This is a genomic window from Vagococcus sp. CY52-2 (genome assembly GCF_022655055.1).
Lineage (GTDB): Bacteria > Bacillota > Bacilli > Lactobacillales > Vagococcaceae > Vagococcus.
In genome coordinates, this window is sequence record NZ_CP093384.1 from 418401 (window position 1) to 443405 (window position 25005).

At 32.9% G+C, this 25005-nt stretch carries 25 protein-coding genes; 22 read left to right on the plus strand and 3 right to left on the minus strand.

Translation table 11 applies throughout. The annotated features are described in order from the left end of the window. Nucleotides 1-9 precede the first annotated feature (9 nt). The 13 genes from murD (at nucleotide 10) to MN187_RS02200 (ending at nucleotide 13448) form a co-directional block, all read left to right on the plus strand. Entirely contained in the window at nucleotides 10-1371 is a 1362-nt protein-coding gene (gene murD, locus MN187_RS02140) for a UDP-N-acetylmuramoyl-L-alanine--D-glutamate ligase (RefSeq protein ID WP_117972544.1), read from the plus strand. Nucleotides 1372-1373: 2 nt separating this feature from the next. Then, nucleotides 1374-2462, plus strand: a complete 1089-nt coding sequence (gene murG / locus MN187_RS02145) for an undecaprenyldiphospho-muramoylpentapeptide beta-N-acetylglucosaminyltransferase (RefSeq protein WP_117972775.1) — start codon at nucleotides 1374-1376, stop codon at nucleotides 2460-2462. Between the two features lie 21 nt (nucleotides 2463-2483). After that, nucleotides 2484-3413: a cell division protein FtsQ/DivIB gene (locus tag MN187_RS02150; RefSeq protein ID WP_117972545.1), complete on the plus strand. Its 930-nt coding sequence runs from the start codon at nucleotides 2484-2486 to the stop codon at nucleotides 3411-3413. A gap of 131 nt (nucleotides 3414-3544) precedes the next feature. After that, nucleotides 3545-4885, plus strand: coding sequence for a cell division protein FtsA (ftsA, locus tag MN187_RS02155; RefSeq protein WP_117972546.1), 1341 nt, complete (start codon nucleotides 3545-3547; stop codon nucleotides 4883-4885). Nucleotides 4886-4906: 21 nt separating this feature from the next. After that, nucleotides 4907-6175, plus strand: coding sequence for a cell division protein FtsZ (gene ftsZ, locus MN187_RS02160; protein ID WP_117972547.1), 1269 nt, complete (start codon nucleotides 4907-4909; stop codon nucleotides 6173-6175). Nucleotides 6176-6188: 13 nt separating this feature from the next. After that, nucleotides 6189-6875 carry a YggS family pyridoxal phosphate-dependent enzyme gene (locus MN187_RS02165; RefSeq protein WP_233519156.1) on the plus strand — a complete coding sequence of 229 codons (687 nt, stop codon included), beginning with the start codon at nucleotides 6189-6191 and terminating at the stop codon, nucleotides 6873-6875. A gap of 15 nt (nucleotides 6876-6890) precedes the next feature. Further along, nucleotides 6891-7499 carry a cell division protein SepF gene (locus MN187_RS02170; RefSeq protein ID WP_117972548.1) on the plus strand — a complete coding sequence of 203 codons (609 nt, stop codon included), beginning with the start codon at nucleotides 6891-6893 and terminating at the stop codon, nucleotides 7497-7499. 15 nt (nucleotides 7500-7514) lie between these two features. Further along, the gene (locus MN187_RS02175) at nucleotides 7515-7778 is read left to right on the plus strand and encodes a YggT family protein (RefSeq protein ID WP_199500889.1); all 264 of its coding nucleotides are present in this window, start codon (nucleotides 7515-7517) and stop codon (nucleotides 7776-7778) included. Nucleotides 7779-7796: 18 nt separating this feature from the next. After that, nucleotides 7797-8579 (plus strand): YlmH family RNA-binding protein, encoded by a 783-nt coding sequence (locus MN187_RS02180; protein WP_117972549.1) that lies wholly within the window; start codon nucleotides 7797-7799, stop codon nucleotides 8577-8579. 14 nt (nucleotides 8580-8593) lie between these two features. Continuing rightward, nucleotides 8594-9385: a DivIVA domain-containing protein gene (locus MN187_RS02185; RefSeq protein WP_117972550.1), complete on the plus strand. Its 792-nt coding sequence runs from the start codon at nucleotides 8594-8596 to the stop codon at nucleotides 9383-9385. A 274-nt stretch (nucleotides 9386-9659) separates the two neighbouring features. After that, nucleotides 9660-12446: an isoleucine--tRNA ligase gene (gene ileS / locus MN187_RS02190; RefSeq protein ID WP_117972551.1), complete on the plus strand. Its 2787-nt coding sequence runs from the start codon at nucleotides 9660-9662 to the stop codon at nucleotides 12444-12446. An 87-nt stretch (nucleotides 12447-12533) separates the two neighbouring features. Further along, entirely contained in the window at nucleotides 12534-12917 is a 384-nt protein-coding gene (locus tag MN187_RS02195; RefSeq protein WP_233519157.1) for a DUF4430 domain-containing protein, read from the plus strand. Nucleotides 12918-12929: 12 nt separating this feature from the next. Beyond that, nucleotides 12930-13448: a hypothetical protein gene (locus MN187_RS02200; RefSeq protein ID WP_233519158.1), complete on the plus strand. Its 519-nt coding sequence runs from the start codon at nucleotides 12930-12932 to the stop codon at nucleotides 13446-13448. Nucleotides 13449-13460: 12 nt separating this feature from the next. Here MN187_RS02200 and MN187_RS02205 read toward each other — a convergent pair whose 3' ends face one another. Next, nucleotides 13461-14435, minus strand: coding sequence for a LacI family DNA-binding transcriptional regulator (locus tag MN187_RS02205; RefSeq protein WP_117972553.1), 975 nt, complete (start codon nucleotides 14433-14435; stop codon nucleotides 13461-13463). 101 nt (nucleotides 14436-14536) lie between these two features. On the opposite strand from MN187_RS02205, the gene MN187_RS02210 reads away from it, so the two are divergent. The 3 genes from MN187_RS02210 (at nucleotide 14537) to licT (ending at nucleotide 19047) form a co-directional block, all read left to right on the plus strand. Beyond that, nucleotides 14537-15970 (plus strand): 6-phospho-beta-glucosidase, encoded by a 1434-nt coding sequence (locus MN187_RS02210; RefSeq protein WP_241699284.1) that lies wholly within the window; start codon nucleotides 14537-14539, stop codon nucleotides 15968-15970. Nucleotides 15971-16218: 248 nt separating this feature from the next. Continuing rightward, nucleotides 16219-18096, plus strand: a complete 1878-nt coding sequence (locus MN187_RS02215; protein WP_242094106.1) for a beta-glucoside-specific PTS transporter subunit IIABC — start codon at nucleotides 16219-16221, stop codon at nucleotides 18094-18096. A gap of 108 nt (nucleotides 18097-18204) precedes the next feature. Next, nucleotides 18205-19047: a BglG family transcription antiterminator LicT gene (gene licT / locus MN187_RS02220; protein WP_241699286.1), complete on the plus strand. Its 843-nt coding sequence runs from the start codon at nucleotides 18205-18207 to the stop codon at nucleotides 19045-19047. Nucleotides 19048-19239: 192 nt separating this feature from the next. On the opposite strand, the gene MN187_RS02225 is transcribed toward licT, so the two are convergent. Together MN187_RS02225 and MN187_RS02230 are read right to left on the minus strand one after the other, a co-directional pair. Next, a complete protein-coding gene (locus MN187_RS02225; protein ID WP_117972557.1) occupies nucleotides 19240-19845 on the minus strand; it encodes an FUSC family protein in 606 nt (201 codons plus the stop codon). A 15-nt stretch (nucleotides 19846-19860) separates the two neighbouring features. Continuing rightward, nucleotides 19861-20493 (minus strand): hypothetical protein, encoded by a 633-nt coding sequence (locus MN187_RS02230; protein WP_117972558.1) that lies wholly within the window; start codon nucleotides 20491-20493, stop codon nucleotides 19861-19863. Between the two features lie 121 nt (nucleotides 20494-20614). Here MN187_RS02230 and MN187_RS02235 point away from each other — a divergent pair, with 121 nt between their 5' ends. The 6 genes from MN187_RS02235 (at nucleotide 20615) to MN187_RS02260 (ending at nucleotide 24928) form a co-directional block, all read left to right on the plus strand. After that, nucleotides 20615-21577, plus strand: a complete 963-nt coding sequence (locus tag MN187_RS02235) for an aromatic acid exporter family protein (protein WP_117972559.1) — start codon at nucleotides 20615-20617, stop codon at nucleotides 21575-21577. A gap of 122 nt (nucleotides 21578-21699) precedes the next feature. Next, nucleotides 21700-22260, plus strand: a complete 561-nt coding sequence (locus MN187_RS02240) for a hypothetical protein (RefSeq protein WP_117972560.1) — start codon at nucleotides 21700-21702, stop codon at nucleotides 22258-22260. Nucleotides 22261-22265: 5 nt separating this feature from the next. After that, nucleotides 22266-23009, plus strand: a complete 744-nt coding sequence (locus MN187_RS02245) for a M15 family metallopeptidase (RefSeq protein WP_242094108.1) — start codon at nucleotides 22266-22268, stop codon at nucleotides 23007-23009. A 7-nt stretch (nucleotides 23010-23016) separates the two neighbouring features. Then, a complete protein-coding gene (locus MN187_RS02250; RefSeq protein WP_117972562.1) occupies nucleotides 23017-23643 on the plus strand; it encodes a glycoside hydrolase family 73 protein in 627 nt (208 codons plus the stop codon). A gap of 58 nt (nucleotides 23644-23701) precedes the next feature. Beyond that, complete coding sequence (locus MN187_RS02255) at nucleotides 23702-24397, plus strand: beta/alpha barrel domain-containing protein (protein ID WP_242094110.1); 696 nt, start codon at nucleotides 23702-23704, stop codon at nucleotides 24395-24397. 144 nt (nucleotides 24398-24541) lie between these two features. Beyond that, a complete protein-coding gene (locus MN187_RS02260; protein WP_117972564.1) occupies nucleotides 24542-24928 on the plus strand; it encodes a DUF1149 family protein in 387 nt (128 codons plus the stop codon). Nucleotides 24929-25005 lie beyond the last annotated feature (77 nt).

The window sequence follows — 25005 nt, forward strand, 5'->3', positions numbered from 1 at the left end:
ATATCAAGGATGAAACAGTCAAAGCGTTATGCAAATGAAAAAATTTTAGTATTAGGGTTAGCTAGAAGTGGTGTTGCCGCTGCTAAGTTATTGCATGAATTAGGGGCATTTGTTACAGTCAATGATGCGAAAAAATTAGAAGATAACAAAGAAGCTCAAGAATTATTAGAAGCAGGTATAACAGTTATTACTGATAGTCATCCTTTAGATCTTCTTGATGAAGGATTTTCTCTTATTGTGAAAAATCCTGGGATTCCTTACACGAATCCTATTCTCGAGAAAGCAATAAAAAAAGAAATTCCAATTATTACAGAGGTGGAATTAGCGTATCAAGTCTCAGAGGCACCTTTTATTGGCATTACAGGAACAAATGGTAAAACAACAACAACAACCATGATTAAGCAAATATTTGATACGTATCAACCTAATAAGGCACTTTTAGCTGGGAATATTGGTTTTCCAGCAAGTGATGTTGTATTAAAGGCTACAGAAGATAATGTATTAGTAACAGAATTATCGAGTTTTCAACTAATGGGAATTGATGAATTTACGCCTGAGATAGCAGTTATTACTAATATTTATGAAGCTCATATTGATTATCATGGCTCAAGAGAGGAATACGTTAAAGCTAAATGGCGCATTCAAAAAAATATGACAGAGAATAATACATTAATTTTAAATGCTGATTTACCTGAAATCGTTAAATTATCCAAACAATCTAAGGCAACCGTGATTTATTTTTCAGTATCTAGAAAAGTTAATGGAGCTTATTTGGAAAAAGATTGGTTAATGTATCAAGGTGAAAAAATTATAGAATTAAATGAATTAGGTGTTCCAGGTTCGCATAATGTTGAGAATGCTCTAGCAGCAATTTGTGTAGCAAAAGTTTCAAATATAGATAACGAGTCAATAAAAAAAAGTTTGTCACTCTTCTCAGGTGTTCCTCATAGAACAGAGTACATTGGGACATATAATGGAATCAAAATATACAATGATTCAAAAGCGACTAATATTTTAGCTGCTAAAAAGGCAATTAGTGGATTTGATAATGAAAAATTAGTATTAATTGCTGGAGGGCTTGATAGAGGAAACTCTTTTGATGGATTTATACCAGCTATTGAGCAACTAAAAGCTATTGTATTATTAGGCGAGACAAAAGATAAATTAAAAGAAGCAGCCAAAAAGGCGCAAGTATCAGAAATTATTTGTGTTGATAACATGAAAGAAGCAGTGAAAGAAGCCTTAAAAGTTGCACAGTCAGAGGATACGATTCTTTTGTCGCCGGCATGTGCTAGTTGGGATATGTATCCTAACTTTGAGACTCGTGGAGAAGAATTTGTAGCAGAAATAACTAAACAAGTAGGGAATTAATGATGAGAGTACTAGTATCAGGTGGAGGAACAGGTGGACATATTTATCCAGCTATTTCTATCGTTCGTTATATTAAAGAAAAATACCCAGATTCAGAATTTTTATATATTGGAACAGAAAAAGGGCTAGAAAGTCAGTTAGTGCCTAATCAAAATATTCCATTTAAAACAATTGAAATTCAGGGGTTTTATAGATCACTAACGTTAAAAAATTTTAAAACAGTGTATTTATTTTTAACAAGTATTAAGCAAGCTAAAAAATATATTAAGGAATTTCAACCTGATATTGTGATTGGAACAGGTGGATATGTTTGTGGATCGGTTGTTTATGCAGCGAGTAAATTAAATATTCCCACAATTATTCATGAACAAAATAGCGTGGCGGGTATGACGAATAAGTTTTTATCAAAATATGTTGATAAAGTAGGAATTTGTTTCACTGATGCAGCCGAGTATTTTCCAAAAGAAAAAGTTGCACTAGTAGGGAATCCTCGAGCTCAAGAAGTGATGATGGTAGACAAAAAAAAGGTGTTAGAGGGGTATGGTTTGGATTCTGATAAGCCCACTATCGTTATCTTTGGTGGCAGCCGCGGAGCTCAAACGATTAATAACGCGATGAAAGAAGCATTACCACTATTTAAAGGAAAACCATACCAGGTATTATATGCTTCTGGGACTATTTATTTTGATGAGTTTAAAGAAAAAGAAGAGCTAATTAAGCAATTAACTAATGTAACAGTAGTGCCATATATTGATAATATGGTTGACGTTTTAATCAATGTAGAAGCACTAGTTGGGAGATCAGGTGCGACTAGTATGGCAGAAATTACGGCATTAGGATTACCTTCGATATTGGTTCCCAGTCCTAATGTTACGGATGATCATCAAACGAAAAATGCAAAAAGTCTTGTTGATAATCAAGCAGCATTGATGATTAAAGATAGTGAATTGACAGGAAAATTATTGGTTGAACAAGTGGATAAATTAATGTTAGATGATCAATATAGACAAACTATGGCAAAAGCATCAAAAGCTGAAGGGATTCCTGATGCAATGGATCGCTTGTATGGTTTGATTCAGGAACTAACCTAATTTAAGGAGGGCTAGTAAGGGATGTCAAACAAAAAAGAGGATGATAAAGGGGAAAATCGAGGTAATCATCGATTGATAAAATCATCAAAAAAAGAATTGAAAGATAGTAATAAACAAGGAACACTTTCTACGAAAAGGAAAACAATCAATAAACTATCTCCATTTCAAGGTTTAACTCCTAATGAGGAAAAACGTCTAACTAGAAGATTAACGAGTATTTTAATTACCTTAACAGTGGGAATACTTATTACTCTTTATATTATTTCTCCTTTAAGTAAATTACAAAATATAGAAGTGACTGGAATCGACAAAGCAGATAGTCAAAAAATTATAAAATCAAGTCACCTTAAATTAGGTGATGGATTATGGCCTCAGTATTTTAATAAATCAAAGGATATGAAAAGAGTGATAAAGGAAAATCCAAGAATCAACACAGCGACATTAAGGATTAAACAATTTAATCATTTTGATATACATGTAACAGAATATGAGGTCCTGGCTATTTTATTAAGAAATAATAAAATGTATCCTGTTTTATCTAATGGAAAAATTTTGAGTGAAACAGCAAAAGAATCAGAAAAAAAATTGCCACAGTTAATTGATTTTAAAGAAGGAGAAGGATTGGATTCATTTTTGACATCATATGAAAAATTTTCGCCAAAAATGAAATCAGAAATTAGTTCTATTGAGTCACAGGCCACTCAAAAAAATCCTTTTAGAATTAAATTAAATATGAAGGATGGCAATCAAGTAATTGGATTATCAACAACAATTGCGGATAAATTAGTTTTTTATGACAAAATTTCGGCAGAAATGAAGTCAAAAGGTGTTATTGATATGGAAGCGGGTAAAACAGGGATATTTTCATATCCTTTAGAAACACAAAATAGCGACTCAAGTGAGGGGTTATCGGACGAAAACTCAATGGAGAGTGTAAATAATGGTTTTTAACGTTCAGAAAAAAAACTAGCAAATATAGTATTCTTCTTTATTTCATAGTACTATTTATGATAGAATAGTGTGAGGTATTATGCATATAATAAAGGAAGACTTTGTTAGAATTATAGGAGGGAAGACCTTTCATGGCAAAAACAGGAATATATGTAAGTCTTGATATCGGTACAACATCAATAAAAGTTGTTGTAGCTGAGTACATAGAAAATCAAATTAATATTATTGGCGTAGGAAATGCAAAATCAAAAGGATTGGATCGTGGTATTGTTATCGATATAGACAAAGCTGTTCAATCCGTTCAAAGAGCAATTAAACAAGCAGAAGAAAAATCAGGTGTTCAAATTAAAAGTGTTAGTGTAGGTATTCCTGCTAATCTTTTAGAAGTAGAAAAATGCGAAGGCATGATAGCTGTTAATAATGAATCAAAAGAAATAACTGACAAAGATGTTAAAAATGTGGCATCAGCAGCAGTTGTTCGTTCAACACCTCCAGAACGTCAAGTCATTACTTTAGTTCCTCAAGAATTTAAAGTAGATGGTTTTGAAGGAATAAAAGATCCAAGAGGTATGATTGGTGTTCGTCTAGATATGAAGGGATTATTATATACTGGACCTAAGACAATTGTTCACAACATTCAAAAATGTGTTGAAAAAGCTGGATTGGTGATTGATGAAATGGTCATTGCTCCTTTAGCTTTAGCTTCATCTATTCTTTCGGATGGAGAAAAAGATTTTGGAACAACTATTATTGACATGGGTGGTGGACAAACAACTACCTCTGTGATGTATGAACGTGAATTAAAATTTTCACACGTTGAACAAGAAGGTGGAGAGTTTGTAACCAAGGATATTTCTGTTGTTTTAAACACATCATTAACTAATGCGGAAGCGTTAAAAATCAACTATGGATATGCTTATCCAGAAAGAACTTCACCGAATGAAGAATTTCCTGTTGATGTCATTGGTAAAAATGAACCTGTCAGAATTGATGAACGCTACTTGTCAGAAATTATAGAAGCGCGTGTTGAACAAATTTTTTCAAAATCAAAAATGATGTTAGATAGCATTGATGCACTTAATTTACCAGGTGGTGTTATTTTAACTGGTGGAGCCGCAAGCTTGCCAGGAGTAGTCGAGTTAGCAGCGGATATGTTTGGAACAAACGTTAAATTGTATGTTCCAAATCATATGGGATTACGTAATCCTGTATATGCTAATGCAATTGCTATTGTTGAGTATGTCGCACAACTTGATGAGGTTTATCATGTGACTAAATTAGCCGTTACTGGTGATAAAAAACGAACAGCTAAACCTGTTCGTGACATTTCAGTAGAGACTAAACAACATGAAAAAGCTGTACAACAAGCACAAGAACCTGTTACAGATATGTCTGTCAATGAACCTGTAAAAGAGAAAGAAGAAGGTTTTGGCGGTAAAGTAAAAGGTTTCTTATCCAATATATTTGACTAATAGTCTAGGAGGAAACAAATAATGGAATTTTCATTAGATAATACTGTAAATACTGGCGCGGTAATTAAAGTTATTGGTGTCGGTGGCGGTGGCGGTAACGCAGTAAACCGTATGATTGATGAAGGAGTAAAAGGCGTAGAGTTTATCGTTGCAAACACAGACGTTCAAGCACTACAACATTCTAAAGCAGAAACTGTCATCCAACTAGGACCTAAATTTACAAAAGGATTAGGTGCTGGATCGTTACCAGATATTGGCGAAAAAGCTGCATCTGAAAGCGAAGATTTAATTGCTGAAGCATTAAAAGGTGCTGATTTAGTATTTATTACTGCTGGAATGGGTGGTGGTACCGGTACAGGTGCAGCACCTGTAGTAGCTGGAATTGCTAAAGAACAAGGAGCTTTAACAGTCGGTGTTGTGACACGTCCGTTTAGCTTTGAAGGTCCAAAACGTAGTCGTTTTGCAGCTGAAGGAATTTCAGCTTTAAAAGAAAATGTGGATACTTTGGTAATCATTTCTAATAATCGTTTATTAGAAATCGTTGATAAAAGAACACCAATGTTGGAAGCTTTTAGAGAAGCTGACAATGTATTACGTCAAGGTGTACAAGGGATTTCTGATTTAATTACATCTCCTGGCTATGTCAATTTAGACTTTGCAGATGTTAAAACAGTGATGGAAAATCAAGGAACCGCTCTAATGGGAATTGGTGTTGCAAATGGAGAAGATCGTGTGATTGAGGCTACTAGAAAAGCTATTGCCTCTCCGTTGCTTGAAACATCTATTGAAGGTGCTGAACAAGTGCTATTAAATATCACTGGTGGGGCAGATATGACTTTATTTGAAGCACAAGATGCGTCTGAAATTGTAGCGAGTGCCACAGGTGGAGATGTAAATATTATTTTAGGAACATCAGTTAATGATCAATTAGGTGATGAGATTGTTGTTACTGTCATTGCAACAGGAATTGATCCAGGAAAAAAAGAACGTCAAGCGATGGGAAGAAATAATGTGACTACACCAAATGGAATGGTTCAACAGAGACAAGCAAGATCAGTTCAAGAACCTATTCGTGAAGTTCCAGAAATGGATTCATCACGCACAGCACAAACAAGTGCATTTGGTGATTGGGATTTAAAACGTGAACCATCGACTCGTCAAGTCCCAGATGAAACACAGTTTGAAACAATTGACAGAAAAGATTATGATAATGCTAACCAGGATTCTGATCATCCTTTAGAAGCGGAAGATGAATTAAGTACACCACCTTTCTTTAGAAGAAAAAAATAAGAGGTGACTTAGATTGGTCCTGCAAAAACTGGAACAAAACGTTGAGTCAATTCAACAAGATGTTGAGCAAGCTTGCCAAATCGGTCAAAGGTCAGTCGATAGTGTGACTGTCATTTGTGTCACTAAATCAGTTGACAAAGAGACAACAAAACAAGTTGTTAATTTAGGATTTGAACATTTAGCTGAAAATAGGATGGAAAAATTGTTAGAAAAGCAAGAGTATCTATCAGATAATAAACAGATTAAATGGCATTTTATAGGAAATTTACAACGGCGAAAAGTTAAATCAGTCATTAATAATATTGATTACTTTCATGCATTAGATAAAATATCATTGGCTGAAGAAATACAAAAAAGAGCAATAAAACAAATTAAGTGTTTTGTTCAAGTAAACGTTTCTGGAGAGATTTCCAAACAAGGAATCTCTCCGGAAAATTTAATAGATTTCATTAAGGATTTAAAAGATTTTGATAGAATTGAAGTTATTGGTTTAATGACCATGGCTCCTATTGATTCAAATCTTAACGAATTATCTCAGTATTTTGACCAATTAAAATTATTACAAAACAAAGTTGCAACAGAAAAACTTGACCATGCACCATGTACAGAATTAAGTATGGGTATGAGTCAAGATTTCATACCAGCTATAGAATCTGGAGCAACTTTTGTAAGAATTGGTTCGAGATTTTTCGAATCTTAGGGGAGAGGTGATAGAGTGAAGTTATTCAATAAAGCTGGTGAAAGATTTTCCGATTTTTTTGGCGTTTCTGATGATGAAAGTGATGCATTTGTTGATGAAGAAGTGACGATTGATGAAGAATCATCTGTTCTTGAGCCAGAACCTAATATTAGAGAAACAAATAATTTAGAGGATGCGCTTGATGATGTTGCTAGTATGAATCATGCTATCAGCCATAATGAAGAAGAACCAGAAAAAAATGTTAAAATTTCTGCAACAGAAAACCAGTATACTAATAAAAAAGTAGTTGAAATGAATACCTATCAACCTACCTCAAATGGAAATAAACGTATGGTGGTTGCTAGACAACATAGAAAAGTATCGGTTTATGAGCCTAGAGATTACATTGATTGTAAACAAATTGCTCAAGCTTTGTTTAGAAAAGAGATTATTATTTTGTCTTTTAAATTAATGAATGAAAGCTCTGCCAGGCGTGTTGTAGATTTTATGACAGGGACTGTATATGCTATTGATGGAGATATTCAACGCTTAGGAGATGAAATGTTTATCTGTACTCCTGCCAACGTAGATGTCGATTCAAGCATTACTCGAAATATCATAACAAACCATTTAACAGAATATTAAGGATGTGTTAATTTGATTATAGCTTTAATCTCTAAAGCCATAACCCTATATACTTATGTTTTAGTGATTTATGCTTTATTATCATGGTTTCCTGGGGCGTATGATTCAAAAATTGGTCAATTTATCATACGAATTTCAAGACCATATTTAAGTATGTTTGATCGCTTGAATTTGAGTATTGGTCCAATTGATTTTACAATTATTGTTGCAATATTTGTTTTACAATTAGCTGGACAAGGTTTAATTTTAATATTAGCAAGATTAGTTTATATGATTTAAAGAATGGATGTGAGTTTTTTGCAAGCTAATGTGTATCAGCATTTTCGCAAGGACGAACATCCTTTTATTGATACTATCGGTAATTGGATGGAACAAGTTGAGATGCAATACGCACCCGTTGTAACTGAATTTTTAAACCCACGTGAGATGTTTATTTTAAAGACATTGGTAGGTAAAAGAGACGATATTTTATTGTCTTTTTTTGGAGGATTTGAAGATTCTGAGAGAAAATGTGCCATACTTTATCCAAGTTATTACAATCCTAATGAAACAGATTATGAAATCTCAGTTTATGAAATAAAATATCCTATTAAGTTTGGTAAATTAACTCATGGAAAAATTTTAGGAACATTAATGAGTACTGGAATAAAAAGAGAATTCATTGGAGATATCATAACAAATGGAGAACAATGGCAAGTTTTTATAAAAAAATCTATTTCTAACTATATTACTCAACAAGTTGACAAAATTGGTTCATTTGGAGTAAAATTTGACGAAGTAGGTTGGCAAGATATTTTACAACCGACTGATGAATGGTTAGATGAGACTCTAACAATCTCTTCACTTAGAATTGATAATATTATTTCAACAGTATATAATGTATCTAGACAACGTGCTAAACTGATTGTAGAATCAAAGAAAGCTAAGGTCAATTGGACCGAAGTAGAGCGTGTTGATTTTCCAGTAGATTATTTAGATATTGTGTCAGTTCGAGGACTAGGAAGAGTTCAACTATTAGAAACACTAGGGAATACTAAAAAAGATAAGATAAGATTAAAAATTAGAGTTTTAAGAAAGTAGCAAGGAGTGTAAAAATGGGAATTAAACCAATTGATATTACGAATAAAAGTTTTAATAATAAATTTAAGGGATATGATCGTGATGAAGTAGATGACTTTTTAGATCAAATCGCTTTAGAAGTTGAAAAATTAACCCAAGAAAATCGTTCTTTAGAAAAAGAAGTAAAACAGGCAAATGATAAATTAAGTTATTTTAATGAATTAAAAGATTCATTAAACCAATCAATTATTGTAGCTCAAGATACTGCGGATAAATTAAAAGAAAATGCTATTAAAGAGTCTGATTTAGCAATTCAAAAAGCTCAAGCTCAATCTGAAGACATTTTAGCACACGCTAATAAAATGTCTGATGAGTTGATTTCTGGTGCGGCAAATAAAGCAAATCAAATTTTATCTGAAGCAAGTGAACGTGCTCGTCAATTGGCTGTTGAGACAGATGATTTGAAAAAGAAAACCCGTGTTTTCCATAGAAACTTAAATGTATTATTAGAATCACAGTTACAAATTGTGCAAAGTGATGAGTGGGATGAAATCCTTAAACCATTTGGTGCTTATGTTGACAGTAGCCATCAAGCATTTAAAGAAGTATTAGATGCTGTTGAAGCAGCAAATGGTCTTGAAGCAACTTCACCAGCTATTAATATTAAACCTAATTTTGATAATGTATCTCAATCAAAAACAGATATTAAGGTAAGTGCGACACAAGAAATGCCTAATCAGCCTGTTCAGCAACAAAAAGAAGAAAAAAGTGAAGAAACAAAAAAATTAAATAAAGTGGAACGTTCATCACGTTCAAAAGTTAAATAATAAAGTTAGATGTAAAATAGAAAAGCTTAATTTATTCTGAAAGTGAGTTAGGGATAGTGGAAACCTAGTGAGACACTGAATTAAGAAAGATCCTTTACAAAAAAGAAATCTGAAATTATAGTAAGATTTCTCGGTGAGAATCGTTACAATCTACAGGAGAGTATAGACTTATGTCTGTACTGAATTTTGGGTGGTAACACGATAGCTTCGTCCCTTTTTAAGGGACGAAGCTTTTTTGTATATAAAAATAAAATAAGTGAGGATGATAGATAAAATGAAAATGAAAGAAACGCTTCATTTAGGAAAAACAAGCTTTCCAATGCGTGGAAACTTACCAGTAAGAGAAGTTGAATGGCAAAAAGAATGGGAAGAAAAAGATATTTATGGTCAAAGACAAAAATTAAATGAAGGGAAACCAACTTTTATTTTACATGATGGTCCTCCATATGCTAATGGAAATATCCATTTAGGACACGCACTAAACAAAGTAAGTAAAGATATTATTGTTCGATTTAAATCAATGTCAGGTTTTCGTGCCCCATTTGTTCCAGGTTGGGATACACATGGCTTACCAATTGAACAAGTATTAACCAAAAAAGGTGTTAAACGCAAAGAAATGCCTAGAGCAGAATACTTAGAAATGTGTAAAGAATATGCACTTAGCCAAGTTGATAAACAACGTAATGATTTTAAACGCTTAGGTGTATCAGGAGATTGGGATAACCCATACATTACTCTAACACCAGATTATGAAGCAGCTCAAATTCGAGTATTTGGAAAAATGGCTGAAAAAGGATATATCTATAAAGGATTAAAACCAATTTACTGGTCTCCATCTAGTGAATCTTCGTTAGCAGAAGCAGAAATTGAATACAAAGATGTAAAATCAGCCTCTATTTATGTTGCATTTGATGTGAAAGATGGAAACGGAGTATTAGATAATGATACGAGTTTTGTTATTTGGACAACCACACCTTGGACTCTTCCAGCAAATTTAGCGATTAGTGTAAATCCCGAATATGTTTATGTCGTGATTGAAGCAGATGGTAAAAAATTTGTCGTAGCAAAAGAGTTACTTGAAACAGTGACAAAAGAAATTGGTTGGGAAACTGTTTCAGTTATTAAAGAGATTAAAGGGGCAGAGCTAGAAAATCTGACAGCTCAACACCCATTTTATGATAGAGAATCACGTTTGATTTTAGGTGATCATGTAACTCTTGATGCAGGGACTGGCTTGGTTCATACGGCTCCTGGACACGGGGAAGATGACTACATTGTATCTCGTAAATACGGTATCGATGTTATTTCACCTGTAGATTCTCGAGGATGTTATACAGATGAAGCACCTGGATTTGAAGGTATCTTCTATGATAAAGCTAATCCAATGATTACTGAAATGCTAGAAAAAAGTGGTCATTTATTAAAATTAGATTTCTTTACTCATAGTTACCCACATGATTGGCGTACAAAAAAACCTGTTATTTATCGTGCAACGCCACAATGGTTTGCATCAATTGATAAATTTAGAGGCGATATTCTATCTGAAATTGAAAAAGTAGATTGGATTATTCCTTGGGGGAGAACGCGTCTATATAACATGGTTCGTGATCGTGGCGATTGGGTTATTTCTAGACAACGTGCATGGGGTGTACCATTACCTGTCTTTTATGCAGAAAACGGTGAGGCGATTATTACACCAGAAACAACAGAACATGTGGCGAATTTATTTGCAGAACACGGGTCAAAAATCTGGTTTGAAAAAGAAGCCAAAGAATTATTACCAGAAGGATTTACTCATCCTGGTAGTCCAAATGGCGAATTTACAAAAGAAACTGATATCATGGATGTTTGGTTTGACTCTGGTTCATCACATGAAGCAGTGTTAAGAGGCAGAAGTGATTTATCATTTCCAGCTGACTTGTACTTAGAAGGATCTGACCAATACCGTGGATGGTTCAACTCAAGTATTACAACAAGTGTGGCAATTAATGGCGTTGCACCATATAAAGCAGTTCTTTCTCAAGGATTTACATTAGACCCACAAGGACGTAAACAAAGTAAATCTTTAGGAAATACGATTGAGCCAAATAAAGTAACCAATCAAATGGGTGCAGATATTTTAAGACTTTGGGTCTCAAGTGTGGATTATGAATCAGATGTGAAAGTGGATATGAATACGTTAAATCAAATTGCTGAAGTTTATCGTAAAATTCGTAATACAATGCGTTTCTTATTAGCAAACACATCTGATTTTGATGTGAATAAAGACCGTGTTGAATATGATGAATTACGTTCGGTTGATAAATATATGATGATTCGCTTAAATGATACAATCAAAACTATTCGTGATAAAGGGTATGACAATTATTCATTCTCGACTGTTTATAAGAGTCTAGTTAACTTCTGTACAAATGACTTGTCAGCATTCTATTTAGATTTTGCCAAAGATGTTGTCTACATTGAAGCAGGAGATAATCATGAGCGTCGTGCAATGCAAACTGTCTTTTATGATATTTTAGTGGCTTTAACAAAATTAATGACACCAATTTTACCATTTACGTCAGAAGAAATTTGGTCTCATTTACAAGAAGAAGAAGAATATGTGCAGTTATCTGAGCTTCCTGGTTATGACACTTATCCAGATCAAGATTCAATCATGGAATTATGGGATGGATTCATGGAAGTGAGAACACATGTCTTAAAAGCTTTAGAAGAAGCTAGAAATAATAAATTAATTGGTAAATCATTTGAAGCAAAAGTGACTATCTATCCAAATGAGCCAACTGCTATGTTGTTAGATGCATTAAATACTAATTTGGCACAAGTATTGATTGTTTCAGATTTAGTTGTTGAAAAATCAACAACTGATGTACCAGAAACTGCTATGAAATTTAATGATGTCTCTATTTTAGTGGAACCTGCTCAAGGTGAAACGTGTCAACGTTGTCGTGCAATCAAAGAAGATGTAGGTAGTCATCAAGAATTACCGACATTATGTAATCGATGTGCTGAAATTGTTGAAGTAAATTATCCTGAAGCTGTAGCAGAAGGCTTAGAGTAAAACTAAATAAATAAGCCTCAAATTATCAGTAGATAGTTTGAGGTTTCTTTATGAAAAGTTAAGGAATTTAAATAAGGGAGAAGTATGATGAAAAAATTAAATTGCTTGGTGTTAAGTGCAACGATTTTAGTGACATTAACAGGTTGTGGAAGTGGTAAAAAGAACCAAACAGTAGAGTCAACGCAATCAAGTGCAACTGTTAATATCACACTAAAGGAAGATCATAAAGAAATTGATTCAAAAGAAGTTAGCGTGAAAGATGAGACTGTTTTATATAATGTATTGAAAGATAACTATGATATTGAAGATACAAAAGGGTTTATCACATCCATTGACGGTTATAAACAAGATGAAAAAGAAAATAAGTATTGGTTATATACAGTCAATGGTAAACAAGCTGAAAAAGGGGTTCAAGAAACAACAGTATCTGATGGTGATAATATTGAGTTTGATTTATCTAAATTGGATTAATAGGAGACTAACTTGAAGCATATTAACACACAATCATTAACAATGATGGCTTTACTGACAGCATTTTGTGTAGTCGGTAGATTATTAATGGTTTTTATACCAAATGTTCAACCGATTACGGCAACACTTATTTTAGTGACACTTTATATGGGAAGACTTGAAGCAATTGTGATTAGTTCGCTTTCTATTTTAATTACAAATTTTTATTTAGGTATGGGAGTTTGGACAATTGCCCAAATAGTATCTTTTTGGTGTGTCATTTATCTAGTAGTCCTATTAGATAAATGGACTAACGTAAAAAATAACAAGGTATTACAACTTATTTTGTGCCTGATATCCGGTCTAGGGTATGGCTTTCTCATATCGGTGATGTTAGCACCGATATTTGGCGTAACAAACTTTTGGGCATATTATGTGACTGGTATGAGTTTTGATATCATGCATGCTTTCGGAACAATGTTTTTTTATATCTTATTAAAGAGTCCTTTTATTTATCTAATGAATAAAGAAATGAAAAAAAGAGGTAGCTGAGCTATCTCTTTTTTATTTGGTCGATGATCGAATAACTAAGTCTTGCGTAATGGGAATAGGTGAAAAAGTTAAGTTTTTTAATTCACTATAAAGATAGTTAAAACAATTGGTCGCTTGAGTTTCTAAATGACAGTCGACGGTAGTTAAGTGAATAATTTCGCTGATAGCGTTATTATCAAAACCCATAATACCAATATCTTTAGGGATAGAATAATCTAAAAGCTGCAATTCAGAGATACATTCAGCCGCAATGAAGTCGGTATAAAACACAAGGCAGTCAGGTCTATTTGATGTTTCATGCCATTTTTTTGCAATGTTTCGTCCAATTTGATAAGGTTTAGTGTTTAAAAAAATCCATTCCTCTTTTTTTTCTAGCTCTGGGTGTTGCTCATAAAAATAATCAAGAGCATTGATTCGAGCAAGGGTATTTTTATTATTTTTATAACCTAAAATGTGCCCGATATTTTTATAACCTCTGCTAAGTAAAAATTCAAGAGACATTAGATAACTGTCGTACTGATTGACATAAGATGAATAAATATCAGGAGAATCAATTCGATGCCAAGTCGAGATGGGGCCAAATTTTCGATAAGGTTTAATATCATCCCAAGAGTTACTTCTAGTGAATATAAAGACAGCATCCACTTGCTTATATTTCATTAAATTTAACGCATCTATTTCCTTTGCTTTATCTCCACCAGTAACATATAAGTTGACATAGAAATCATATGTTAATGCCGTTTTTGTGAAAGCATTTAAAAAGATACTGGTATATTGATTAAAATCATAGGAGATGAAGGCAATTGTTTTTGTTAAACCAGCTTGTAGATTTCTTGCGATCATGTTGGGAATATAACCAAGTTCGTCCATGGCTTTTTCAATTTTGAATCTTGTTGCTTCGCTAACATATCCTTTATTTGAAACAACGCGAGAAACAGTCGATTTTGAAACACCTGCTTTTTTTGCTACATCAATAATTGTTGTCATATAAAGACCTCCATTTACAAAAATTATACCAAAAAAAACTTGACATGGGAATGTTCCCACAAGATAGAATGAACATACAAACAATATAAGGAGGAAATACAATGGGATTTAGACAAGATTTTTTATGGGGTGGCGCAACAGCAGCCAATCAATGTGAAGGAGCATATCGTGAAGATGGTCGAGGATTAGCGAATGTGGATTTAGCTCCAGTTGGACCAGATCGTGCAGCAGTTATTACTGGAGAGATGAAAATGTTTGAATTTGATGAACATCATTTTTATCCAGCCAAAGAAGCCATTGATATGTACCATCGTTACAAAGAAGATATTGCGTTATTTGCAGAGATGGGATTTAAAACATATCGCTTATCCATCGCTTGGTCTCGTATTTTTCCAAAAGGTGATGAAAATGAACCAAATGAAGCAGGTTTAAAATATTATGAAGACTTATTTAAAGAATGTAAAAAATATGGGATTGAACCATTAGTTACGATAACTCATTTTGATTGTCCAATGCATTTAGTTGAAAAATACGGTGCATGGAGAAGCCGTGAATTAGTCGGTTTTTATGAAAATCTGTGTCATGTTATTTTTAATCGTTATAAAGGTTTAGTAAAATACTGGTTAACGTTTAATGAAATTAATATGATTTTACATGCCCCATTTATGGGAGCAGGGCTTTATTTTGAAGAGGGTGAAAATAAGGAACAAATCAAGTACCAAGCTGCTCATCATGAATTACTAGCTAGTGCGATTGCCACAAAAATTGCCCATGAAGTTGATCCAGAAAACAAGGTAGGATGTATGCTTGCTGCAGGAGCAAACTATGCTTATACTAGTAAACCTGAAGATGTTTGGGCGTCAAGAAAAGCTGATAGAGAAAACTATTTCTTTATTGATGTTCAATCTCGTGGGGAGTACCCGTCTTATGCGCTAAAAGAAATGGAACGAAAAGGTATTACCTTACCAATTCAAGAAGGCGATTTAGAATTATTGAAAGAGCACACTGTTGATTTCGTGTCATTTTCTTATTATTCATCAAGATTGCAATCGACGGATCCAGCGGTGAATGAACAAACGAGTGGTAATATCTTTGAGTCACTTAAAAATCCTTATTTAGAGTCAAGTGAGTGGGGATGGCAAATTGATCCACTAGGATTAAGAATCACGTTGAATGATTTATACGATCGCTATCAAAAACCATTGTTTATTGTAGAAAATGGATTAGGTGCTGTGGATACACCAGATGAAAATGGTTATGTTGTAGATGATTACCGTATTGAGTATTTAGCAGAGCATATCAAAGCGATGAGAGATGCCGTAGAAATTGATGGGGTTGATTTATTAGGCTATACGACTTGGGGATGTATTGATTTAGTCAGTGCGGGTACTGGTGAAATGAAAAAACGTTATGGATTTATTTATGTAGATCGTGACAATGAAGGAAATGGAACACTTAATCGTAGTAAGAAAAAATCATTTGATTGGTATAAAAAAGTCATTGCAACAAATGGAGAAGATTTGAGCAATAGCTAATTGTTAAGAAGGCTTCAGATTTTTTCTGAAGTCTTTATTTAAATAAAGTACATTTATTGTTTACAAGAAAGCGGAAACATGTTATTATCTGTATGTAAAGGATTGTAACTGCTAAGCAGGCAAGACCTAAATTGAATGAAATAGTGAACGACAAGATTAGTCTCAGTATATATCTGGGCTTAGTTTGCGTAGACTATTTTAGTCAGTTTAGGTCTTTTTTGCATTTAAAAATGTAAGGAGGAATTATTATGGCAAAGCTTTCTAATAGAGAGTTAGCGACACAAGTTTTAGAATTAGTTGGAGGAAAGGAAAATGTGAGTAGTGTTGTTCATTGTGCAACACGCCTACGATTTAAATTAAATGATGAATCGATTGCTAAGACTGAAGAGATAAAAAAAATACCAGATGTTATCCAAGTCGTTCAAAGTGGAGGTCAATATCAAGTTGTAGTAGGAAGTAGAGTATCAGATGTCTTTAATGAATTACTAGATGTATCTGGGCTTGGAGAGCCAACAGAAGAAGAGAAAAAAGATAGTAACATTTTTAATAAATTTGTTGATATTATATCAGGTGTTTTTACACCATTTTTAGGAGCACTGGCAGGAACTGGAGTATTAAAAGGGCTATTATCTATTTTATTATTGACAGGTGTTTTAACAGACAAGTCAGGAACTTATCAAATTCTTTATGCAGCATCAGATGGGTTAATGCAGTTTTTACCATTTGCAGTGGCCTTTACTGCTGCTAAAAAATTTAAAACAGATCCTTTTATTGCCTTATCAATAGCAGGAGCTCTATTATACCCATCTATCACACAAATGGCAGGAGAACAAGTATCATTGTCATTTATGGGGATACCTGTCATCATTAGTCCAACAGGTTATATGCAAACAGTGATCCCAATCATATTGTTTGTTTGGTTACAAAAATATATTGAGAAATTTATGAAAAAAATTATTCCTGAATTTTTAAAAATTATTTTTGTCCCAATGTTTACTATTATGGTTATGGTACCGTTAACTTTTGTTGCAATAGGGCCTTTAGGTACAATTATTGGAACGGGATTAGGAACAGCTTATACAGCAGTCTTTAATTTTAGTCCTATATTAGCAGGTGCAGTTATGGGTGGCTTATGGCAAGTGTTTGTAATGTTTGGGATGCATTGGGGTCTTATCCCAATAGCATTGAATAACTTAACACAATATGGTTTTGATACTTTAAAACCAATGTTATTGGGAGCTGTTTTAGCTCAGGCAGGAGCTGCTTTTGCGGTATTTTTGAGAACAAAGAATGAAAAACGAAAAGCATTGGCACTCTCAGGAACGTTGACTGCTATTTTTGGTATTACTGAACCGACTGTTTATGGTGTGACTTTACCTCTAAAAAAACCATTTATCGCTGCTTGTATCGGTGGAGCGGTTGGTGGAGCAGTTATCGGCGGAGCTGGTGTTAAACTATTTGCTAGTGGTCTAGTGAGTATATTATCAATACCTGGCTTTGTGAGTACGATTGAGGGTGTTGAATCAAACGTTATGATGGGAATTATTGGAGGTATTGTATCGATTGTTGTGGCATTTGTTATGACATTGGTTATTGGTTTTGATAAAGAAGTAGAATCAACTGATGAGGAATCAAATAATGTATCATCTGGTACATCAAGTCAATCAGGATCACGAGAAGAGTTAGTTTCTCCTGTAACAGGTGAGGTTGTTCCATTATCTGAAGTCAAAGACGAAGTATTTTCTTCTGGTGCGTTAGGAAAAGGTATCGCTATTAATCCAACTATCGGTGAGTTATATGCACCAGCAACAGGAGAAATTACCACTGTATTTCCAACAGGGCATGCAATAGGTATGATAACAAATGATGGTTCTGAGATACTGATCCATATTGGTATGGATACTGTTGAGTTAGACGGAAAAGGATTTGATATTAAAGCTAAGCAAGGGGATAAAGTAAATCAAGGTGATTTATTAGGATACTTCGATATTGATTATATTAAAGAAGCAGGAAAGCCTGTTGTCACGCCAATAGTAGTTACAAACTCAGATCAGTTTTTAGATGTCCTTACATTAGATCAAAAAGATATTGTATCAGGAGAAGAATTATTAGTTGTAATCAAATAACGGTGTTTTTATGGTATGGTAATTGATTCTATAAAAAAACATTTATAGGATGTATAATAAAATGAGGGTTAATGACAATATCACTGATTTAAGAAAAGGACACAAGAGATGATTATAAAAAAAATTTTAAATAATAATGTGGTAATTTCTGATAATAAAGAATCTCAAGAAGTTGTTGTGATGGGCAAAGGTATTGCGTTTAATAAAAAAGTTGGAGATAAAATATCTTTAATTGCTATTGATAAGATGTTTGTTAATCATTCCGGAAGCGAAAGACAAGAGATGGAAAAATTGGTCGAAAAAATACCACCTGATATCATCGAAGTATCTAAAGAGATTATGTTATTAGCAGAAAAAGAGATTGGTTATAATTACTCTGAGAAATCTTATTTAAGTTTGACGGATCATTTGTTTTATGCTATAGAACGGGCTCGCGAGAAGATTTCACTTCCTAATCCATTATTATTTGATATAAAAAAATTTTATCCCAAAGAATTTAAAGTTGCTTTAAAAGCGGTTGAAATTGTGAAGGATAAGCTAAATGCGGACATGACAGAAGAAGAGGCAGGTGTGATTGCACTACATTTAGCTAATAGTGTGACAGATTATCAAGATATGGCAACAACAATGAAAAACACAGAGATTGTCAAAAATATATTAAATATTGTTAGACGATATGTTGGATACGAGTTTGATGAACACTCAACAAACTATCAAAGAATGGTGACTCATATTCAATTTTTTGTTCAACGAATAATAAATAATGAATTAAGTGAGGAAACAGATGATTTTTTGTATGAATTAGTTCAATCAAAATACCCAAAAGCCTTTCAATGTAGTTTAAGGGTGAAAGACTATCTTTTAACTAAGTATGATGTTCCCATTAATCAATCAGAAATAATCTATTTAACGATTCATATCAATAAGGTAATGGATGATAATAAAGGATAAAGAAGGAATACAAGTATTTATTCTTTCATATTGAAGACAAACTAACTACCCATGTCTTACTATTTCAACATTAATAGTCACTCCGTTTCTCTATTTTATCAAAAAAAGACAAAGTATCGAAATTTGTCAATACTTTGTCTACAGTCTAAGTAGTCTCTTATATTAAGAGACTACTTTTTTATTTTCTATTCGTTAATCTAATGAGTTATCTGGTGGGATATTTTTTTCTAGTGCTTGAATTTCTTGTTCTAAAATGTTAATATCCTGTTTCTTTTTAGCTAAGGTTTCTTTCTTTTCTTCTAAGGTTTCTTCTTTATCTTCTAATGGTGATTTTATTAGATAGTTCCATAAGATAGCAAACAGCGTTCCAATAAATGTATCAATGACACGGTCGATAGCATATGTAAAAGAGCTAGTTTTTGGAATAGAGAAGCATAAGAACAATAATGTCGCGACACCACCAATAATTCCTTTTTGATTTTTTAAACGAGTCGAGACAGTAATGGTGACTAAAACAAAAAATGGCACAAGGAAGATTTCTCCAATGGATTGATTAGGGAGTTTTAGTAAACAAATATAGTATAAAATTCCAGCAATTCCGCCAATGGTGTTGCCAAGTATTCTTGATTTTCCAAAACTCATGGTGGTTGACATATCTTCACGTAAAGCAAAAACAGCAGCTAGTGTGGCTACCATTGGGGAACCACGATGTGTTAAGTGAAAAAAAATAATGCAACACATAACAGCAATTGAGGTTTTAAGTGTTCGCAAGCCAATTCGATATTTTCCAATAACCATCTGATGAGCATTCTCCTATTTATTATGATTTGTCGGAACGGAACGTTGGTAATCATTTATTAATTTAGTGGTATACGACATATTTTGTAACGTTTCATTTGTGACGATTAAAGTTGCACCATTTGCTCTATCAATAGCAGAGAATAAAGCATCGGCTGTCTCATTTGCTACGTCATCATATAATTTTTTTTCTTGTGATAAACTAGTTTCAATATAAAGCTGAAGAGATTCAATATTATTGATGATAATCTCTAAACTACCCTGAATTGACACTAATTTAGTATTATCTACATCAACTGCCTTTTTGGAAATAATATTTTTTAGTTCTTTATTATAGGACTTAATTAGTTTATTATCTTTTTTTAAAGTCGATAATAATTTTTCACGTTCTTCATAACTTTTATTTAGACTGCTTGTTTCATTACCTAAAATATTGGTTATTTTTTTTTCATGGATATCTTTATCATAGGTTGTTGAAAAATTTTCAATAAGTGTATTTAAAGAGGAAATAGTTGCTTTTTCTTCTTTTAGTTGTTGATTGATATTTTTTGTGACTGTGACTGATTGATCCAATTCTTGTGTAATACCGCACGCACTTAAAGTAAACAAAAATAAAAATATGACTAAAAATGGTTTAATACGTGTCATAGAGTAACCCTCCTCAATATATCCCTATAATAAACGAAAGAGAAGTATTTTTCTAGTATTTGACGGGAAACAAATTTTGACTTTAAATAGAGTAAGGATAAAGTGTGAAAAGAGGAATAATATGAAAATTGGATTACGTACCATAAAAACTGCTTTAACAGCATCTATCGGGATTTGGTTAGCAAGCTATTTGGGGTTTAAATACGCCTCAACAGCAGGGGTCGTGGCGATTTTAAGTGTGACAAATACGAAACGTTCATCTGTTAAGATAGGACTTGGTAGGCTGTTAGCATTTATGCTAGCAACAATTATGGCTTATTTCTGGTATCACGTAATAGGATATAATCCATTAGCCTATTGTTTGCTATTATTATTTTATATTCCGATTGCTGGTAAATGGAAAATGCCTGAAATTGTCCCAATCAATTCAGTTCTAATGACTCATTTTTTAAATGAAAAATCAATGGCTCCGTGGTTAGTTTTTAATGCATTTGGTTTGTTGTTTATCGGGGTGACCTTAGCACTTATTGCTAATTTACATATGCCTAGTGTAAAAGAAGATATCGAAGAAAATAAACAGGTAGTTGATAAAACAATCCAAAAATTATTGATGCAGTTTTCAGAGATGCTTTATAGAAAAGATGTAGAAAATGAATGTAATGCTTTACTTGAAGGATTATCTAAATCGATTAAACAGGGAAAGCAATTATCAAAACGTCATATGGAAAATCAGTTGTTATCACAAGATGAGTATTACTTAAGTTATTTTGATATGAGATTACGTCAATTTGAAACATTAGAAGATATGAATGAGTTAATTAAACAAATTGATGTCGATAAAGATGTCGCAGAAAGTGTGGAAACGTTACTATTAAATATCGCAGAAACTTATGCTGAAGACAATAATGCGTTATCTTTAAAAGAAGATGTATTAGAAGTATTCCAAATGTATGAAACAAAATCATTACCAACATCACGAACAGAATTTGAAAACCGTGCGAAATTATATCAATTGTTATTACAAATTCAAACATTTATTGATATTAAAGTAAACTTTAGTCAAATGAATGAAAAAATGTTGTAGTTTTTCTAAACTTGTCTAGGTAAATGATGTATTTGATTCAAAAGTTTTATTAAATATAGTAGAATGAAAAGAGATATTATATTATTTAGTTGATTTAATAGATAAGAAAGAGGATGACGTATATGCATCAAGCAATGGTTAATATTATGTTAGATCGTATAAGAGATCAATTTATTAGTGAAGACACCTTTTGTAAAAATATTTTAGAACTACCTATAGAGATATGGTCAGATTGGAAAAAAGGTTTAGTACAGTTACCAAATGATAAGATGCAAAAGATTAAAAATTTATTTTCTGACTATGAATGGATGTTGATCCAAAAAATTGTCAGTCAGACAATTATGTTTCCAGAAAAAAGAAATTATGCAAGTGTCGAATATAAACGTTTAAAAACAGTGATTGCTAATACATGGATTAAATCAGGTGTAGCAAAAGTTGAATTAATTACCCAACAGCGTTTTAGTGATAGAGAATTGTTAAACGTCCCACAAAAACATGTAGTTGTTCTACGTGTTGTGATGAATTATGGTGAATGGGGATATGATGACATACTAGAATTCTTTATGCCAGGAATTGTCCAACAACAAATAGAGGAATCAAAAGTTGATTTAATTGAATGGCTAGATGAAAATTTGACAGATACTTATGCAGAAGAAAATACTCAACATAAGGGAAATGACTAGTATTCATGGCTAAAAAAATATTCATCGGTATTATCAGTTGTTTTATTGCACTGGGATTATGGGTTAAAGTTGGGGATAACCAAAAAGCAGTAGAAAAAACAACTCAAACAGATCAGATAAAAGAGCCAGTTCAATCTACAGCAAAATCAGATGAGACGTATCCAGGAAACGCAACAGATTGGGATCTTATTTTAGTTAATAAAGATAATAAGATTGAAAAAGAACCAACTAATTTAAAAGAATTACCTAATGGTGAAAAAATTGATAGTCGTATCTTTGGTACATTTAATGCAATGGTGAATGCTGCTGACAAAAAAGGATTTAAAATAGTGACTATCTCAGGCTATCGATCCGTAGCAGAACAAAGGGCGATTGTAGAGCGAGACATTGCAAGCTATAAAGCACAAGGCTTTTCTGATGAAGAAGCAAAGAAAAAAGCAATGGAATATTTAACAGAACCAGGATTGAGTGAACATCATACTGGTTTAGCTATTGATATTTTGGATCAAGATTGGTACAACAAAGGTAATATGCTAGAAGGTGAATTTGGTGATACAGATGCTGGAAAGTGGATTGAAGAAAATGCTTGTCAATATGGGTTTATTGTTCGCTATGAAAAAGGTAAAGAGTCAATAACAGGTATTAATTATGAGCCATGGCATATTCGTTATGTCGGTAAAGCTAATGCCTTATATATGAAAAAACACAACTTGTCGCTAGAAGAATATGTTGAAATGATTAAAAAGTAGGTAATTTATGGCGAAAAAATATACAAGAAGATATGGCAATCAACGTAAAGTAACGTTACCCTTAATACTAAGTTTGTTACTTTTAATGGTTGGATTAATTGTTTTTTTATTAAGTCTAAGAGGATTAAGTGATACCACTCCAATGACACAATCAGATGTGTCAAATTCTACAGATAAACAGGCTTTTATTGAAGAAATTGTTCCGGTTGCTAAAGAGATGCAAGCTAGTCATGGTATTATGCCAAGTATTGTTTTAGCTCAAGCTATTTTAGAATCAGATTGGGGAACAAGTGAGTTAAGTGCTAAATATAATAATTTATTTGGTATTAAGTCTTTTAGTGCCAATGATCATTCAGTAAAACTTGAAACAAAAGAGTATAAAGATGGTAAATGGGAAACTATTAAAGCAAACTTTAAAGTATATGCTAGTTGGTCTGATTGTATTAGAGATCATACGTTGTTGTTTGTACAAGGCGTGGATTGGGACCCTTATTTATATCAAGGGGTGTTATTAGCAGATGATTATCAGACTGCAGCTAGAGCTTTACAAGTTGCTGGATATGCTACAGATCCAGGCTATGCTGATAAGTTAATATCTCTCATTGAAGAACATCATTTAAATCAATATGATTGATAAATTGAACTTTAATATTTTGATTAAAGTTCAATTTATTTATGGAGGAGAAATAATTATGAATAGAGAAAAACGTATTGCCCCTGAAATTGTCACAAATTTAAGAAAAGATTTAATCAATGTCCCAAACGTCATTCGAAATTGTTCAGGAATAAGAATTTATGGAAAACGAATTAAATCAATCTGCTATTCAACTGATATAGCTATTATTCGTAATATTGATGCAGATGCTGTGATAGCCGTTTACCCATTTACACCACATCCAACGATTACTAAAGCAATTATTGAAGCAGCAGATGTTCCTGTTTTTTCGGGTGTTGGTGGTGGTTTAACTCAAGGAAATCGCTCAGTTAATATGAGTATGTTTGCAGAAGCAAATGGTTCTCTAGGTGTCGTTGTGAATGCACCTACACCTAAGGAGACAATTTATGATATCTCACAGACCATTGATATCCCCATTATTGGAACAATAACATCGGAATTTACCGACATTGATGAAAAGATTGCAGCTGGTGTTCAGATTTTAAATGTTAGCGGTGGTAAACACACTGCTCATATTGTTCGAATGATTCGAGAAAGATACCCATTATTTCCTATTATGGCAACAGGAGGACCAACGGAAGAATCAATTATGGAAACCATTGAAGCTGGAGCGAATGCTATTACTTATACACCACCTTCAAACGGTATGTTATTTAGTAAAAAAATGCAGAATTATCGAGCAATAGAACGTGAAGACAGTAATGAAGACTAGCCTTTTTAATCAATTAATTGAATTAATGTATAAATGAACTTAGATTTAGATTTAAATCTAAGAAAAATTCGTGTAGAATATAAAAGGTAGATAAGATAACTATAAAGAATTTATTAAATAGTGACATATTTAGGAGAGAATAAAATGGAATTAAAGAGACAACAAGAATTTGTACAGTCATATCATTATGATGCATTACCTCAAGATCATTCTGAAGAAACATCTATTAATGTAAGTTTAAATCCTTTTGAAATTACAGATGAAATGACCATTGATGCAGAAAACAACTCGATTTTAGGGTTGAGAGTCGAATTTAAAATTATATTAGATAATGTTGCCATTAGTGGTGATGTCGCTCAATTTGTTCAAACAGTAGGTAGAAAAGTGGATAAAATTGAAGATTTAACTTCAGAAGAAGTGAACACTTTGGTACAACCTTTATTCGTTTTGATTGAACGATTAACTTATGAAGTAACCGAGATTGCGTTAGACAAACCTGGTGTACAACTTAACTTTTCTCAAGAAGGCTAAATAAGTCTAAAAAAGTGTTGTGGTCTAACAACACTTTTTTAGTATCATTGTAAGCGAGTTGATAAAAAACGGAGGTA